This is a genomic window from Klebsiella sp. BIGb0132 (assembly GCF_024810075.1).
GTDB classification, from domain to species: domain Bacteria; phylum Pseudomonadota; class Gammaproteobacteria; order Enterobacterales; family Enterobacteriaceae; genus Klebsiella; species Klebsiella terrigena.
In genome coordinates, this window is sequence record NZ_JANUDW010000011.1 from 85987 (window position 1) to 104038 (window position 18052).

5 protein-coding genes are annotated in these 18052 nt (G+C 63.5%); all 5 read left to right on the plus strand.

All coding sequences use genetic code 11. The features are described 5' to 3' along the window. Nucleotides 1-83 precede the first annotated feature (83 nt). From M2416_RS23105 to M2416_RS23125, 5 genes are read left to right on the plus strand one after another with little or no spacing between them, the layout of a single operon-like run. On the plus strand, nt 84-9662 hold the full coding sequence (locus M2416_RS23105; RefSeq protein ID WP_259227041.1) for a non-ribosomal peptide synthetase: 9579 nt from the start codon (nt 84-86) through the stop codon (nt 9660-9662). Continuing rightward, a complete protein-coding gene (locus tag M2416_RS23110) occupies nt 9659-15076 on the plus strand; it encodes a non-ribosomal peptide synthetase (protein WP_259227042.1) in 5418 nt (1805 codons plus the stop codon). Before M2416_RS23105 ends, M2416_RS23110 begins: the two co-directional genes overlap by 4 nt. Then, complete coding sequence (locus M2416_RS23115) at nt 15076-16203, plus strand: saccharopine dehydrogenase NADP-binding domain-containing protein (RefSeq protein WP_259227044.1); 1128 nt, start codon at nt 15076-15078, stop codon at nt 16201-16203. The genes M2416_RS23110 and M2416_RS23115 overlap by 1 nt, the downstream gene beginning before the upstream one ends. Then, a complete protein-coding gene (locus tag M2416_RS23120) occupies nt 16200-17291 on the plus strand; it encodes a Gfo/Idh/MocA family oxidoreductase (protein ID WP_259227046.1) in 1092 nt (363 codons plus the stop codon). Before M2416_RS23115 ends, M2416_RS23120 begins: the two co-directional genes overlap by 4 nt. After that, nucleotides 17288-18052 (plus strand): thioesterase II family protein, encoded by a 765-nt coding sequence (locus M2416_RS23125; RefSeq protein ID WP_259227047.1) that lies wholly within the window; start codon nt 17288-17290, stop codon nt 18050-18052. The genes M2416_RS23120 and M2416_RS23125 overlap by 4 nt, the downstream gene beginning before the upstream one ends.

Consider the following 18052-nt stretch of genomic DNA (forward strand, 5'->3'; position numbering starts at 1 on the left):
AGTGATTAAAACCAACATATCTCCTCATCGGCAAGGAAATGGCCGAAACCTGTTTTCGGCTATTTACAGGAGATATCACCACCATGAGTTCGCCAGAAGCGCTGTTAAAAAGTCTGTTAACCCGGCTGTTAGGTGTGCCCTCAGAGCAGTTGCATGACGAAAGTGACTTAATCTGCCACGGCCTGGATTCGATGCGCACCATGCGTGCGGCCAGTGAACTGCGCCGCGCAGGTATCTCCGTCAGGTTTACCGAGCTGATTGGAAAAAGAACGCTGGCGGAATGGATTGCCGTTGTGCGGGTGGCCAATAGCATCACCGAGCCCCCAGCCATGCACGTCAACGCGGGCGAAGCCCCTTTTGAACTGGCGGCGATGCAACATGCCTTCTGGATCGGTCGCCAGGAGCAACAGCAACTTGGCGGCGTCTGCGCCCATTTTTATGCCGAGCTTGATGGGGCGGAGCTGGAACCTGAGCGTCTTAATCAGGCATTTAAGCAGCTTATCGCCCGCCATCCGATGCTACGGATGCGTATCAATAGCGAAGGGTTACAGCACACCGTCGCGGTTTCAGATTGTCAGCTACAGGTGAATGACTTAACCGATCTCTGCGCAATGGAAGTGACGCTACAGCTGGAAAAATATCGTCAACGCTACACCCATCAGCGGCTGGATATCGAACAGGGCCAGACGATGATGCTGGCGCTGACGCGGCTGCCCGGACGGCGCAGCCGGCTGCATCTGGATCTCGATATGATCGCGGGTGACGCCGCCAGTCTGCGCATCCTGCTGCGCGAATTGGCCTTGCTCTATGTCCGGCCCGACGCTTCCCTTCCTGAGCTAAATTTCAGCTACCAGAGCTATCTCCGGCAAAAGCGTGAAAACCAGCAGTCGCAGTGGCAGGAAGATCGCCGCTGGTGGCAGCAGCAATTAGCCGATTTAGCCGGTCCGCCGGCCTTACCGCTGCGTACCACCAGCGCTGTTCCCCGTACTGAACGCAAACACTTCTGTCTTAGTGAAGCTCAAAGTCAGACGCTGTCACAGCTGAGCCAACAGGCCGGGCTAACCGTTCCGGTCGTGTTGGCAACGTTGTTTTCTGAGGCAGTGGGTTTATGGAGCGGAGCCGCCCCCTTCGTGCTTAACCTGCCCGTATTTTCCCGCCACTCCGACCATCCTCAGGTCGATCTGCTGGTCGGTGATTTTTCCAGCTCGGTGCTGGTGACGATTGAACCTGCCAGTCAGCCTGACTTTATTGCCCAGGCGCGAGGATTCCAGGAAAAGCTGCATCAGGCAATGGCGCATTCGACCTACGGCGGCGTTGAGGTGCTGCGCGATCTGGCCCGCCAGCAAAATGGCGAACAGGTACTGGCTCCGGTGGTTTTCACCAGCGCGCTGGCGCTGGGTGAATTGTATGAACCCCAGGTCAGGCAGACGCTGGGCGACCCGGTTTGGTCAATCTCGCAGGGGCCGCAGGTGTGGCTGGATGCCCAGGCCACAGAGTACCAGGGAGGTATTCTGCTGAACTGGGATTTCCGCGCCGATCTGTTCTTACCCCAGGCTATTGACGCGATGTTTGACTGGTTCAGTCAGCGTACGCTTGCGCTGCTGGACGATCCCGTCAGCTGGCGGAAACCGCTTGCCACGCCGGTTCCGCTGGTCTCATTCCCTCAGCCCGAAGCGCCTGTCGCATCGGGTATCCCGCTCCATCAGCGCTTTTTCCACCAGGCTCAACGGCGCCCACAGGTGATTGCGCTGATGTGGGGGGAGAAGCAGCAGCTGACCTATGGCGAGCTGGCGCATCAGGCGCTATGCGTTGCCGGATATCTGCAGCAGCAGGGCGTGAAGACAGGAGACTACGTTGCCGTCAGCATGGGGAAGGGCATCGGCCAGGTCATCGCCGTGCTGGGTATTTTGGCCGCCGGCGCAGCCTATGTCCCCTGCGGGATAGATGTACCGTTACAACGCCGCCGGCAGGTATATCAGACGGCTGACGCGCGCTGGGTCCTGAGCGACGATCGGCCCGATTGCCGGCCGTCATGGCCAGAAGGGGTGGCCGTGGTGCCGCTCAGCGCGGCGCTCGCCAGCCCGCCATTGCCATCTTGCCTGCCGGTTTCGCCTCAGCAGGCCATCTACGCGATCTTCACATCCGGATCGACGGGGACGCCAAAAGGCGTGGCCGTTTCACATGGCGCGGTGGCCAATACCATTGATGCCGTCGACGGTCTGTTCCGGTTCACGCCAGCGGATCGCACCATCTCGCTTTCTGAGCTGGATTTTGACCTGTCGGCTTACGATATCTTCGCCAGCCTGAGCCGTGGGGCTGGTCTGGTGGTGGTCGATGAATTCCAGCGCCGGGATGCCCACGCGTGGGTGGCGTTGTTACAGCGCTGGCAGGTCACGGTCATCAGCTGCGTTCCGGCGCTATTGGATATGATCCTCACCGCCGCGGCCGACAACCCCCTACCATCGCTGCGCCTGGTGATGATGGGGGGCGATCGCATCCCGGCGGAGATGGCCTCGCGCTGGTGGTCGCTGACCGGGCAGGCCGCATTTGTCGGGCTGGGCGGGATGACGGAAGCGGCTATCCACTCAACGGTGTTTGTCCTGCAGCCCGATGATACGCGATGGTCAGCGGTGCCTTTCGGGCAGCCGCTGGCAAATATGCATTGCCGTATCGTCGATGATCGCGGTCGCGATTGCCCGGCCTGGGTCGGCGGCGAGCTGTGGGTTAGCGGACCCGGCCTGGCTCTGGGTTATCTGAAAGATCCCGTCCGTAGCGCGGAAAAGTTTGTTGAGGATGCGGGCCGCCGCTGGTATCGCAGCGGCGACCGGGTACGCTACTGGCCTGAAGGCATTATTGAGTACATTGGGCGTACCGATCAGCAAATTAAAATACGCGGCCACCGTATTGAATTGGGTGAGATTGAAACCGCGTTACTCAGCCATCCTCAGGTGCTTCAGGCAAGCGTTGGCATCGTATCGCCGGCGGCCAGACAGCTGTGCGCCAGCCTGGTGACGTTGCAACCCCTGAGCCATGCCACGCTGCGCAGCTGGCTACAGGCGCAGCTGCCGGCCTATGCCGTGCCGGAACACTATCAGTTCCTCACAGAAATGCCGCTGACGGCGAACGGTAAACTGGACCGTCGCGCGTTGCAGCAGCAGGCAGAGCGGCAGCTGGCGAGCGCTGAACGACAATTTCTGCCTCCCGAAGGGGAGATTGAGCAACGGGTCGCCGCCCTATGGCAGCAGCTGCTGCAGGTCGCGCAGGTGGGGCGCGAGGACAATTTCTTCGTGCTGGGTGGCGACAGCCTGATCGCCACGCGCTTAATCGCCAGAATGCACGAGCAAAGCCTTACCGCCCCCCTGGCCGAACTCTTCGCCACGCCAACGCTGGCGGCATTTTGTGGCCATGTCCGACGCCAGCATCAGGTGCCTGACCAGCCGCTTAGCGCCGATGAAGCCAATCGTTATCAACCGTTCCCGCTCAGCGATATCCAGCGCGCCTTCTGGATCGGTCGCTCCGGGGAAATGACGCTGGGGGCGGTAGGGTCGCACTTCTACATTGAATTCGACGGCCAGGGCCTGGATGTCGTGCGGCTGGAACAGGCCTGGCGTCAACTGATGATGCGTCATGACATGCTGCGCGTTCGCGTAACGGAGGAGGGGCAGCAGCAGGTCGCGGAGCAGCTTCCGGTGTGGGAAATTGAGCAGCACTGGTTGAATGAAGATGCGCAGGCTGAACTGGCAACCCTGCGCGAAACGCTGTCGCATCAGGTTTACGATCCCTGTCAGTGGCCGTTGTTCGCCATCCATGTCGCCCATTATGCGCAGCGCCAGCGTTTATTCGTCAGCCTGGACAGTATGATGCTGGATGGCCGCAGCATCATGGTGCTGTTTACTGAATGGGATCGGCTGTATTGCGAACCCCGCGCCAGCCTGCCGGAACTGGCTATCCGCTACCGCGACTATGTCGTGCAAAATCAGCCCGCTGCGGAGCGCGAGCGGCAGGCGCAGGCGTGGTGGCAGCAGCATCTCTCAACGTTACCGGAACGTCCCGCGCTGCCGCTGGCGGTCGCGCCGGAAACCCTGCAACAGCCGCGTTTTCGCCGCTGGAGTCACGAGCTATCTCCCGACCGCTGGCAGCAGTTAAAGGCGGTGGCGAAAAGTTACGGCATTACGCCGAGCGTGGTGCTGGCCGCCGCCTATGGCGAAGTGCTGGCTCGCTGGAGCAACCAGTCTGCGCTGGCCATCAACCTGACGATGTTCGATCGTCAGCCGCGCCATCCGCAGATTAACCATGTGGTCGGCGATTTTGCCTCCATTCTGCTGCTGGGCTATCAAAGCAGCGCCGGAGGCGATTTCCTCGCCGCGGCCCGTCGCCTGCAGCAGCAGGAAGGGGCGGCCCTGGCGCAACGCGGCGTGTCCGGGATCTGGGTATTGCGCGAACTGGCCCGCCAGAAAGGTCAGACTATGGCCTCAATGCCGGTGGTGTTCACCAGCGTTATTGGGCTGGATAAAGACGCGTCGCTCGATCTTTCGGATGCCTTCCCCCAACAAATCTTTGCCATCACGCAAACGCCGCAGGTGTGGCTGGACGCAAAAATCAGCGAGTCGCGTGGGCGTCTGCTGCTGGAGTGGGATGCGTTGGAGGCGTTATTCCCGGCGGGCATGATCGAGGCGATGTTCAGCGGCTACTGTCAACTGGTGGCGCAGTTAACCCAATCCGACTGGCGCCAGCCGGTGGCGCTACCCTTACCGGAGAGCCAGCAGCAGGTGCGGCGGCTCATCAATCAGACCGCGTTCTCATTCCCGGATTCGCGACCGCTGTACCTGCGTTTCTTTGCCGAGGCCCGTCAACGTCCGGACGCCGCCGCGCTGCTCTGGGGCCAGGAAGGGCGGATGGATTACGGCACTCTGGCGCAGCAGGCGCTGGCGGTTGCGGGTTATCTGCAGCAACAGGGGGTACAACCCGGCGACAGAGTCGCCATCACTCATGCCAAAGGCCCCCGGCAAATTGTCGCGCTGCTGGGCGTGCTAGCGGCGGGGGGCTGCTATGTTCCCTCCGGCATCGGTTTACCGCAAGCGCGCCGCGCGGTGGTCTATCGCGATGCCGGGGTAAAGCGGGTGCTGTGCGATGAAAACAGCTTGCATCAGCTCAGCTGGCCGCAGGGCGTAGCGGTAACCAGCCTGAGTGAGGCATTGCGGGCGACCCCCCTGGCCGCGCCCCGTGTGCAGCCCGCGGAGGCCGCGAAGTACATTATCTTTACCTCCGGTTCAACCGGTACCCCCAAAGGCGTGGTGGTGAGTCATGGTGCGGTGGCGAACACCGTTGATGCCGTTGCGGCGCGGTTCGGCATCAGCGACAGCGATCGCTCCATCACCCTGTCGGCCCTCGATTTCGATCTCTCAGCCTACGACATTTTCACCTTCCTCGGGCGCGGCGCCTCGCTGGTGGTGGTGGATGAGGCTGAGCGCCGTGATGCCGCCGCCTGGGTGGGGTTAATTAGCCGTTGGCAGGTCAGCGTCATCAGCGCCGTACCCGCGTTGATCGAGATGATTACCGTGGCGGCTCAGGCGCATGGACTCACTCAGGCGCTGCGTCTGGTGATGGTCGGGGGCGATCGCGTGGTGCGCCAGCTGCCGCAGGATGTATGGCAGCTGTCGCCACAGGCGCGTTTCGTCTCCCTCGGTGGGATGACCGAGGCGGCGATTCACTCGACGTATTATGAGATCCAGCCTGACGATCCCTGGTGGGCATCGGCGCCGTACGGCGTCCCGCTGGCGAATATGCAGTGCCGGGTGGTGGACCAGCAGGGAGGTGACTGCCCGGACTGGGTCAAGGGTGAGCTGTGGGTCAGCGGGGCCGGCGTGGCGACGGGCTACCACGGTGATGAACCGCGCAGCGCAGAGAAGTTCGTCGCGTGGCAGCAACGTCGCTGGTATCGCACCGGCGATGTCGCCAGCTATCGTCCCAACGGCGTGCTGGAGTTCTTTGGCCGGGCCGATAATCAGGTCAAGATCCGCGGTCACCGCATCGAATTGGGCGAGGTGGAGGGCGCGCTCAGCCGTCTGCCACAGGTGGAGAGCGCCGTGGCGGTGGTGTTAACCGGCACCACGCGGCAGCTCGCGGCGGCGCTGGTAGCCTCCCGGCCGATCGACCTGGCCGCGGTCAAACACGCCGCGCGGGCCAGCCTGCCGGATTATGAGGTGCCTGAGCATCTGATCCAAATCAGCCAGATCCCGCTTACCGCCAATGGCAAAGTCGATCGTGAAGCTATCACGCGACAGATTGCGGAGCGGCTGGAACAGGCAGGGCATGCCGGTGAGCAACAGCCCATCAGCGGCGAGGCGGAGACCCTGCTGGCGCAGCTGTGGCGTGAGCTGCTGGCGGTGCCGCAGGTTGCCGCGAGCGATAACTTCTTCAGCCTTGGCGGCGACAGCCTGGTGGCAACCCGCCTGATGAGCCGACTACAGCAGGCCGGTTTCCGTGGGGCGCTCTCATCCCTGTTTAGCACCCCTGAGCTACGCCCGTTTGCTGCCAGCCTGAAACGTGAAGCAACGGCGCAGCAGCCGGTGCTAACGCATGATGCAACCTGCCGCTACCAGCCCTTCCCGCTGACCGATGTGCAGCAGGCGTACTGGCTGGGCCGCCAGGCGGCGTTCACGCTCGGTGATATCGCGGCGCAGTGCTACAACGAATATGAACTGCCGGGTATGGACGTCGCGCGCATGGAGCAGGCATGGCATCAGCTGGTGCTGCGTCATGACATGCTGCGTTGTCGCATCACCGCAGACGGCCAGCAGCAGATTATGCAGGAGGTGCCTTTCTACCACTTCCGCCAGCATCACCCGGGCGCCGCTTCTTTGGATGAACTGCGTCAGCAGATGGCGCGACAGAAACTCGCCCCCGACAGCGGGCGTCTCTACGACGTCCAGGTCATCCATTACGGCGATCGCCAGCTGCGGCTGGCCGTGCTGCTCGACAACCTGATTGTCGATGGTCTCAGCATGCTGACGCTGTTCACCGAACTGTTCCATTACTACCAGCACCCTGAGCAGCCTTTGCCGCCGCTCGGCGTAGGGTTCCGCGATTACCAGTGCCTGCGCCAGCAGCAGGGGACCGCCTCGGAATCCCGGCAATACTGGCAGCAGCGGCTGGCTTCGTTGCCTGCCGCGCCGGCATTACCGACGCAGGTTGAACCGGAGACGCTGACTCAGCCTCTATTCCACCTGCTGCAGGCCAGGCTGGCAACGCCGCAGTGGCAAAAGATCCTGCAGCGGGCGCGCCAGGCGCAGATCACCCCCTCGGTGCTGCTGTTGACCTGCTTCTCCGAGGTGCTGAGCCGCTGGAGCGGGCAGCGCTCGCTGGTGGTTAATATGACGCTGTTTGACCGCAAGCCGCTCCATCCTGACATCAACCGGGTCATCGGCGACTTTACCTCGCTGATACTGGCGGAATACCACGCCCGGGCGGATGAGAGCTGGCTCAGTCATGCCCAGCGGATGCAGGCGCAAATCTGGCGCGATTTGGATCATCAGGAGGTCTCCGCTGTCAGCGTGATGCGGCAGCTGGCGCAGCATCATGGCGGGGAAACGCGCGCGGTGCCGGTGGTGTTCACCAGCATGCTCGGCGTGGCCGATGCGCTGGCGAAAGCCGCTCCCTGGCCCGATTTCACGCTGTCTCAGACGCCGCAGGTGTGGCTGGACCATCAGGTGATTGACCTCGAAGACGGCCTGCTGCTGAGCTGGGATTATCTGGAGGACCTGTTCCCGCCGCAGATGGTGGAGCAGATGTTTGCCGGCTATTGTGCGGCCCTGCAGCGGCTGGCCGACGACGACTGGCAGCTGCCGCCGCCGCGCCAGCTGCCGCTCGCTCAGCGGAGCGTTCGCCAGCGGATCAATGCCACCGACGCACCGCAGCAGGGCCCGGTACTGCTGCATCAGGGCTTCTTTGAGCAGGCGCGTCGTCACCCGCAGCGGATAGCGCTGTGGGACGAGCAGAGCGGCGCCATCAGCTACGGCGAGCTGCGGGAAAGCGCGCTTGCGGTGGCGGCGGGTCTTCAGCAGCAGGGGGTTAACGAAGGCGACTGCGTGGCGATAGGTCTGCCGCGCGGCGGCGAACAGATAGCGGCGGTGCTGGGCGTGCTGGCGGCGGGCGCCGCCTATCTGCCCGTCAATAGCAAACATCCGCCCGCCAGGCAGGCACTGCTATGCCGTAAAGCGCAGGCGAAGCGGGCGATTGGCTGCGTGGACGGCGCCATATCTCTTCCCCTGCAACAGCTACTCAACTGCGCGCCGCTGCCTGAGCCGGTGCTGCCCGATGCGGCCAGCCTGGCCTACATCATCTTTACCTCCGGATCGACCGGTGAACCCAAAGGCGTGGAAGTTGAACACCGCAGCGCCAGTAACACCGTTGACGACATTTGCCAGCGCTACGCCATCCGCAGCCAGGATGTGTTTTTGGGGGTGGCCGCGCTCGATTTTGACCTGTCGGTTTTCGATATCTTCGGCGCCTTGAGCCAGGGCGCACAGCTGGTGCTCAGCGCGGAAGAGGAGCACCGCGATGCCGAGGGGTGGCTGGCGCTAATGCAGCAGCACCGGGTCAGCGTCTGGAACAGCGTCCCCACGCTGATGGAGATGACGCTCGAAATCGCGCAGCTGCGCGGGGCTGAACTACCGGACCTGCGTCTGGCATTGCTGTCAGGCGATTGGGTCAGCCCGGATATTGCCGCCAGGCTGGAACCTATCGCGCCGCAGTGCCGGACCATTGCGCTGGGCGGTGCGACGGAAGCCGCCATCTGGTCCAACGCCTGGGCGGTTCCGGCCCGGCCGCCGCGCGACTGGACATCGGTCCCTTACGGTTTACCGCTGCGCAATCAGCGCTTCAGGGTGGTGGATGAACTGGGCTGCGATCTGCCGGACTGGGTGGCCGGGGAGCTGTGGATTGGCGGGATGGGGGTGGCGCGCGGGTACTGTGGCGATCGGCATCTGACCCAGGCCAGTTTTAGCGGCGACTACCCGCAGCGCTGGTACCGCACGGGCGATATGGGACGTTACCGCCCCGACGGCGTCCTCGAATTCCTCGGGCGACGCGATGGTCAGGTGAAGCTACGCGGCCACCGCATTGAGCTGGGCGAAATTGAGCAGCAGCTGCAGCGTTGTCCTGGGGTACGCCGCGCGGTGGTGTTACTCAAGGGGAGCGGCGCCAGCGCCAGCCTGCACGCCTTCTATGAGGGCGAGGCAGCGATCGATGCGGTGCAGTGCGGGCTGCGTAGCGTGTTGCCTGGCTGGGCGATCCCTGCGGCCATCGCTTCTCTCAGCCGCTGGCCACTCACCGCTAACGGCAAAATCGACCGCAAGGCGCTGGCGCAGCTCAGCGCTCAGAGTGCGGAAACCGCGTTGTCGCTGGACGACCCTCACCAGCAGGCGCTGGCGGACATCTGGCAGCAGGTGCTGGGCGCACACCCGGGCCATGCCGGCGAAAGCTTCTTCAGCGCTGGCGGTAATTCGCTACTGGGCACCCGCCTGGTGGCGCAAATCTGCAAACACTTCGGTATCCGTCTAACACTACGAGACTTTTTTGCCGACGCTACCCTCTCGGGCCTTTGCGCATCCGTCGAAAGGCATTTGGCTGACAAAAACAGTATGGAAGAAGGTTTATTGTGAAAATTTCTGACGTTATCGTACGACTGGAAACCCAGGGCATTGAGCTATGGCAGGAAGAGAACCAGCTGCGCTTTCGCGCCCCCGCGGGCGTGATGACCGAAGCCATTATGCAGGAACTGCGCGACCATAAACCGGCCATCCTCGACTGGCTCAGGCAGCGGGAGAGCGGGGCAGCGCTGCAGGCCGATCCCGATGCGCGTTTTGCACCTTTCCCCTTAACGGAGGCGCAGCAGGCCTATTTTGTCGGGCGCCATAGCGCGTTCGCGTTCGGCGGTGTCGCCTGTCGGGGATATCTGGAGATCTGTTTCGATCGGCCCGTCACGCCTGCGCAGCTCAGCCGGGCGCTTAATCAGCTGATTGCTCGCCACGACATGCTGCGGGTGGTGATTGAGGAAGAGGGATTCCAGCGCGTTTTGCCGCAGGTGCCGCTATTCCAGCCGCAGCAACACGAATGGCCAGACCTGCCCACCACAGAGATCGGGGCGCGTATCGCTGAGCTGCGCGAAGCGATGCTGGCTGCTCCGGCGGATTACCAGCGCTGGCCGCTTTTTGCCGCGGCCACTATCCTCGCGGCAGGACAAACCCGCCTGCTGTTGTCGATTGAGCTGATCCTGGTGGATTCCGCCAGCCTTTATCTGCTGGTGGATGAACTGGATCAGCTGCTGTTTGCCCCCGAGACGCTGCTGCCCGCGCCCTCGCTGGGGTTCCGTGACTACGTGATTGCCCGGCGCGCGGCGCGCCAGGGCGTACGCTACCGTAAGGCGCAGCAATACTGGCGGGAGCGGATCCCCGAGCTTCCCAATGCTCCGGCCTTGCCCGCTAGCGCCGCCGCTGAGAAAGCCGCCTTTGTCCGTCGCCATCTGCGCTTGTCCCATCAACAGCGCCAGCGGCTGAACCAGCTGGCCGCGAAGGCGCAGGTGACGCTGAACGCGCTGCTGCTGGGGGCGTTCTCGCAGGTGATGGGGTTCTACAGCGACAGCCGCCACTTCACGCTCAATCTGCCCATTTTCCGCCGCGAGGGGCAGCATCATGACCTTGAACGGGTGGTCGGGGATTTCACCTCCGTCACGCTGCTGGAGGTCGATCTGCGTGGGGATGAGGCGTTTGCTCAACAGCTGCTGACCCTCAATCAGCGCCTGTTTGCCGATCTCGACCATAGCGCGTTCTCAGGTCTTGAAGCGTTGAGCGAACTGTCGCGCCATCATGGTGAAGCGGTGCTGATGCCGGTGGTGTTTACCAGCACGCTCGGCCAGGGGGAGCGGCAGGCGGCCCCGGCGCGCTATCGTATCGAGCAGGGGTTAACCCAAACCCCGCAGGTGTTGATTGACTGCCAGGTCACCGCCCAGCCCGATGGCATGATGCTGGCGTGGGATTCGCGCGAGGGGCTATTCCCCGAGCGGTTTATTGAGCACGCGTTTGATGCCTTCAGCGGTTTAATCCAGCGGCTGCTGGAGGAGGGTGAGTCTTGTCTTAACCAGCGTCAGCTGCTGACGCTGCCTGCGGCACAAGCCGCCGTTCGCCAACAGACTAACGCGGATAGCCAGCCAGATTTCGCCCGGCTGCTACAGCAGGGATTCCTGGATAAGGCGGAACGGCAGCCGGATGCCATTGCGCTGTGGGACGATGAAGGGAGCATGACTTACGGCGAGCTGGCCGCCCGGGCTTACGGACTGGCGGCGGATTTGCAGCGGGCGGGGCACTGTCCAGGCGAAGCCGTCGCGGTGATGTGCGGGAAAGGGCGCGCCCATGCGCTCGCCCCTCTTGCCGTCCTGCTCAACGGCGGGTGCTATGTGCCGGTTGATGTGCAACAGCCTGCCCGCCGCCGGGAGGCGATCTTGCGTAACGCCGGGGTGCGCCGGGCAATCTGTGACGATCCTGAACAACTGCCTGAGGACGTAGAACCGATCGCCTGGCGGACGGAGACGTCGGCGGGTGATTTCCAGCCAGTAAGAATCGGTCTCCATCAGCCCGCCTATATTATCTATACCTCCGGGTCCACCGGTGAACCGAAGGGCGTGGTCATTAACCATCATGCCGCCTGGAATACGATTGCCGATATCAACCGCCGCTTTGCGGCGGGCGCCCGTGATCGGGTCCTGGCGGTGGCTAACCTGAGTTTCGATCTGTCAGTGTACGATCTGTTTGGCGTGCTGGCGGCGGGAGGTGCTCTGGTCTACCCGCAGGAAGCGAGAAAGGCGGACCCTTCACACTGGGCTGAATGCATCGCTCAATATGGCGTCACCCTATGGAACAGCGTGCCGGCCCAGCTGCAGATGCTGGCCGATACGCAACAGCCCCTGCCGACGCTACGCCTGGCGCTGGTATCGGGAGACTGGGTTCCGCTCAATCTGCTGGAACAACTGCAGGCCATCTCAGCCGATGGTCAACTGATAGCGCTGGGCGGTGCGACTGAAGCGGCAATCTGGTCGGTATTCCATCCGGTCACGCACGTCGCGCCGTCCTGGCAGAGCATTCCGTATGGTAAGCCGCTGGCCAATCAGCAACTGCATATTGTTGATGAGCGCCTGCACGATCGCCCCAACTGGGTCAGCGGCGAGATCGCCATCAGCGGTGACGGGCTGGCGGACTGTTACTGGATGGATAGAGAGAAGACCGCCGCGCGTTTTGTGACCCGCGATGACGGGCGGCGCCTGTACCTGACCGGAGATCGGGGGCGGTACTGGCCGGATGGCAACATCGAGTTTCTGGGGCGGGTCGATAGCCAGGTCAAAATCCGCGGACACCGCGTTGAGCTGGGTGAAATCGCCGCGGCGATGCGCCAACACCCGGCGGTCGCCGATGCGGCCGTATGCCTGACGGAAGGTCATGGCACCGCCAGCAACCTGCTGGGATTTGCGGAACTGGCGGCGGGCGAGCAGCCCAGCAGTCGGCCGGCGATGGAAAGCGCCCGGCAGCGTGCGCGGCATATTGAACAGCAGATTGATGGTGCAGCTTTCGAGGCGTTAATGGCGGGAGCGGATCGCGTGGCGATTCTCGCGATGTCCGATCGCCTGCGCCAGGATGGCCTGTTCGCCGCGACCGACTCCCGTCACGCGCTGGAGGAGATCTATCAGGCGACCGGGGTGGCGGAGGTGCATCAGCGACTGTTGCGCCGCTGGCTGGCCGGATTGGTCAGCGCCGGTGCGCTCACCCAGGACGCGCAGGGACGCTACGCAGAGCTGATCCCCTGCGATGCGGCCACCTTGCAGCAGGGCTGGCACGAGGTGGAACAGCTTGAGCAGCGTGCCGGATATGGCAGCCAGACGCTGCACTATATCCGCGTTTGCAGCGATTGCCTGAGCGGGCTGCTGCGTGGCGAAACCGATGTCCGCGGTATTCTGTTCCCGGAAGGCGAGCTGTCGACCGCCCACGCGGCCTACCGGGATAACCTGGTCAGTCAGAGCATGAACGCGATCGTGATTGCGGCGATCTCGGCGCTGGCGGCTTCCAGCGCCCGCCCGTTACGGGTGCTGGAAGTGGGGGCCGGCGTGGCGGGGACCGCCAGCGATTTGGTGCCTGCTCTGGCGCCCTGGCAGCCAGAATACTGGTTTACCGATCTGTCAGAGTTCTTCCTCGTTGAAGCGCGTAAGCTCTTCGCCCCTTATCCGTGGATGCACTACGGCATTTTTGACATGAACGAAGATGCCGGGCGGCAGGGGATGGCGGCGAATAGCTTCGATGTGATCCTGTGCGCCAACGTGCTGCATAACGCCCGCAACGCGGGTGACGTGCTGGCGCAATTCTCCTCCTTGCTGGCGCCCGGCGGTACGCTGGTGTTTATCGAACCTTTCCGTCGTCATAACTATCCGCTGCTGGTTTCGATGGAGTTCTTCCCGGAGCTGACGGGCTTTACCGATCTGCGCGCCACCACCGATCAAACGTTCTTTACCCGCGAGCAGTGGCTTGATCTGCTGGCGCAGGCGGGGGCGACGATATCCGATTGCGCCCCGCCGGCGGAAAGCGCGCTGTCCAGCTCCGGGCAAGGGGTATTTACCGCCCAGTTCAACACGGACCGCGCCAGCCTCCACAGCGATGAGCTGCGGGATTTTCTGCGCGATCGGCTGCCGGGCTATATGGTGCCTGCGCATCTGCATCTGCTGGATCGTCTGCCGCGCACGGCTAACGGTAAAACCGATCGTCAGCGGCTGCTGAGCGCCGCGCCGCAGCAGCTGAGCAAGGCGGAGCAGGCAGGCGGCGGTAACGCCCCGCGCGACGCGCTGGAACAGCAGATTGCCGCCGTCTGGGCAGAAGTGTTGGGGCTGGCGGACGTGCAGCGCGATGCTGACTTCTATGCGCTGGGCGGCGACTCCCTGCTGTTATCTCGCATGATCGGACGTCTGCGCGCCCGGGTCGCGGCGGCGGCCCATTTCGAATGGGAAACCCTGCTGCGCCATCTGTTGCGGGAGTCCACGGTGATGGCGCTGGCGGGTTTGCTACGCAGCAGCGCGGCGCAGGGTGAGCAGCAACAGCAGGCTCGCGCCGTGCTGGTTCCACTGTGGGGCCAGCAGGATTATCACCGCCACTGCTGCGTGCTGCTTCACGCCGGTACCGGCAATCTCCAGCCGTATCAGCATCTGCTGGCGAGCCTGGACAAGTCGCTATTTGCCCGCGGTGTTGGTCTCGAACTGCCCAGCCAGCAGGCGTTTATGGCGCTGGCGCCGCATGAGGCGCTGGTGACGCTGGCCGGTCACTATGCCGATGCGTTGTCAGCGCAGGGGGAAAGCTTCACTTTGCTGGGGTATTGCCTCGGTGGCTTGCTGGCGGCGGAAATCGCCCGTCAGCTCAGCGAGCGCGGCAAAAACGTGCGCGAGCTGGTGGTCATCAGCGCGTATCAGCCGCCGCAGGTGGATGACGCGCGGCTGGTGGATTACGTGTTTGCCCGCGCGATCGGAGCTGACCTCGAGAAGCTGGGTCTGCCGCAGGAGCCGGCGCTGGCCGCCGCCGTGAGCGCTATCCTGCAGCGGACCCCGCAGCGTATCGCCGAAGACGCATTTGATTGCCTCGACGGCCATCCGCAGGTCGCGCAGGCGCTGACGCGCTGGTTCCGGCAGCCGCAGGCCGTTCGCCTGCAGGCGCTGCAGACGGCCGGCATGGCCCAGGGAGCCTACCATCAGGAGGATGAAGCCAGCGCGTTGTTTGCGAGTCGTTACGCCCTGTTCGGACACAGCATGGCGTCAGTGGGGCAATATCGCCCCGATCCCTGGTTTGGTAAAACCATTCTGCTGCGTAACAGCGAAAGCGATCCTCTCTTGCCCGGTACGCCCGGCGACGTTCACGACTACTGGCGCCGGCTGTGCCTGGGGGAACTCGTTGTTGAAGACACGCCCGGCGACCATTTTAGCTGCCTGGCTCGTCAGCATGCGCCGACCCTGGCTGCGCTGATCGCGCGCCACGCCGCGCCGGGAGAAGCCTGATGAACGACAGCATTATCGCGGTACTCGGCGCCACCGGCGGCGCAGGGCGCTATGTCAGCCGCTGGCTGGCTGAGGCAGGATTTGCATTGCGGCTCGGCGGTCGCCGTGGCGATCCCTTACGGCAGCTGGCAACGCGGCTGGATGCGGAGGCTCGGCCGGTGGATCTATGGCAGGAGGAGGCGCTGCGCGAGTTTTGCCGAGGCTGCGTCGCGGTGGTGAACTGCGCCGGTCCCTCCTATCAGGTGCTCGATCGGGTGGCGCGTGCTGCTGCCTCGGCGCATGCGCATTATGTGGATGTCTCAGGCGATGGCCCGGCATGGCATCTGTTGCAGGGGCAACCTGCCGGCGATAAGCACTGGACTGCGGTGCTCTCCGCCGGGATGCTGCCCGGGCTGGCAAATCTGGTGCCGGGCTGGATGAGCCAGCGTGCCGGCGGCGATCTGACGGTTTACAGCGGCGGCATTGAGCGGGTGAGCGGCGCGGCGGCTGCCGATCTGGTGCTGTCGCTAAATGAACAATGCAATGCGTTGCAGGGCAGCGATTACTGGTACGGAGAAGCCGGTGCCGGCTGGCGGCTCGGCCGTCGCGCACGCCACGTTCTGTCGACGCAGCAGACGGATACGCTGGCGCATTTCAGCGGTCACGTTACGTTACTGCCCTGGCTGAGCGCCGACGCCGAGCGGCTGGCGCTGCGCCATCATCTCTCCGCGCTGAGCTGGTACAACGTTTTCAGCGGTCAATGCCTGCGGGAAACCCTGACCGGGCTGCGCGGCAAGGTGGATGGCACATCGCAGAGTCTCGCGCTGGCCCGCGCAGCGGTGGAGAAGGCCAGCGAAATCGATCTGGCGGGCTACGCCCCTTATTACCAGATGGTGTTTGACTGGCAGCAGGAGGGAGAGCCGCGTCGGCGCGTCGTGGTGCGCACGGACAGCAGCCTGGCACTCACCGCTGCCACCGCCGTCAGTACCGTTATGAGCCTGATGCGCGGCGAGATTGCGCCGGGCGTGCATTTTGCCGACCGCGTCCTGAGCCCGGCGACCGTGCTGGCTGATATCACGCGGCTGCATGCGGGCACCCACATCAGCCAGTATCTGCCGGACAGGCAGCCAGAGCAGGGGGTGATATGACTCCAGCTTCGACACCCCGCCGCCGCGCGATTGTCTGTGGTACCAGCTTTGGCCGCTTTTATCTGCGCGCGCTGGCCAACAATCCGACGATTGAACTGGTTGGGATCCTTTCCAGCGGCTCTGCCGCGTCCGCGGGCTACGCCCGTGAGCTGAATATCGCGCACTACACCTCGGTAGCAAGCCTGCCGGCCGATATAGATCTTGCCTGCGTGGTGGTGAGGGCGGCGGTCTCGGGCGGCAAGGGCGCGGAAATCGCCTGTCAGCTGTTATCGCGGGGCATTCACGTATTGCAGGAGCATCCGCTTCATCCTGACGAGCTGGCCGATTGCCTGCGCACGGCGTACCAGCATCGCGTCCGCTTTGGCATCAATGCCTTCTACCCCTTTGTGGCCCCCATCCGCCGCTTTCTCGAGGCGGCCGAGATTCTGCGTCAGCGCCAGCCGGTGCAATACATCGAAGGCGTGTGCGGCGCACAGGTTCTCTACCCGCTGCTGGATGTGATTGCGCGCGCGCTGGGAAAACTGCGCCCGGCGCAGCTGGCGCTGATGGAGCCTCGCCAGGTGGGGCCCTACACCTGCCTGCACGGCAGTATCGGCGGGGTTCCGCTGACGCTGCGCGTGCAGAACCAAATCCATCCGGCGGACGCCGACAACCACGCGCTGTTGCTGCACCGCCTGACCATCACCGCTGAAAGCGGCGTACTGGCACTCGCGGATACCCACGGCCCGGCGATCTGGAGCCCCAGATTACATACCCATCGCGATGAAACCCATCGCCTGGTGCTGGAGGGCGAGGGGACAGAACGCTTATCGGCAGCCAGCAGCACCCTTTTGCCCGGCAGCGAAGCCGTCAGCTTCAGCGAGATTTTTGAACGGCTGTGGCCGCAGGCCATTGACTGCGCTGTGGCGGATTTTCAGCGCTCCATCGACGCCCCTGCGCTGGCGCAGCAGCAGGTGCAATGGGCGCTGGGCGTGACCGGATTCTGGCATCGGGTGTCATCGGTGCTGGGGCCGCCAGAACTGATTTATCCCGACACGCCGGCCATCCTGCCACTTATTGATCGGTTAACTGAGGAGACCCCGCGATGAGTCAGCATTTTTTACGCTTTTACCAGCCCGCACCCGCTGCGCCGCTGTTGCTGGTTTGCTTACCCCATGCCGGCGGGGCGGCCAGTACGTTTCGCCCGTGGCCTTACTTGTTCGATGCGTCTGAGGCGGAGCTGGCCGTGGTGCAGTATCCGGGACGCGAGGACCGCTTCGCTGAGCCCTTCATCGACAATATGCCCGAGCTGCTGACCGCCTTGCAGGAGGAGCTGTTGCCGCATCTGGCGGGACGCCGTTTTGCCCTGCTCGGACACAGCATGGGCGGTGCCATCGCCCATGAGCTGGCGCAGTCGCTGGCCGCCCACGGCTGGCATCCGGAACTGCTGATCGTCTCAGGCCGCCAGCCGCCGGATTTTCATCCGCTGGATAGCGGTATTCATCTGGGGAGCGATCGGCAAATTATCGAGGAACTGCTGCGCCTCAGCGACGATAACCAGACGCTGCGCGAACAGCCAGAGCTGGCGGAGCTGCTGCTACCGGCGATCCGCAATGATTACCGGCTGATTGAGCGTTACCGCCCGCAGCCTGCGCGTTTGCTTACCTGCCCGATAGTGGTGCTGAGCGGCGAAGGCGACGGTGAACTGCCTCTGTCGCAGGCCGAGGCCTGGGCGGCATACACCTCCGCGGAAAGTATTGTGCATCGTTTTCCTGGCGATCACTTTTTCATTGCCAGCCAGCGTGCCGCCGTGGTGGCCTGCGTGCGGCAGGCATTACGGCAGTTCTCACCCTTGTTCAGTGAAGGATAA

Bases quoted from the DNA above. Each gene is read 5' to 3' on its own strand.
- M2416_RS23115 (WP_259227044.1), top strand. From the start codon at position 15,076: ATGAACGACAGCATTATCGCGGTACTCGGCGCCACCGGCGGCGCAGGG.
- M2416_RS23105 (WP_259227041.1), top strand. From the start codon at position 84: ATGAGTTCGCCAGAAGCGCTGTTAAAAAGTCTGTTAACCCGGCTGTTA.
- M2416_RS23125 (WP_259227047.1), top strand. From the start codon at position 17,288: ATGAGTCAGCATTTTTTACGCTTTTACCAGCCCGCACCCGCTGCGCCG.
- M2416_RS23120 (WP_259227046.1), top strand. From the start codon at position 16,200: ATGACTCCAGCTTCGACACCCCGCCGCCGCGCGATTGTCTGTGGTACC.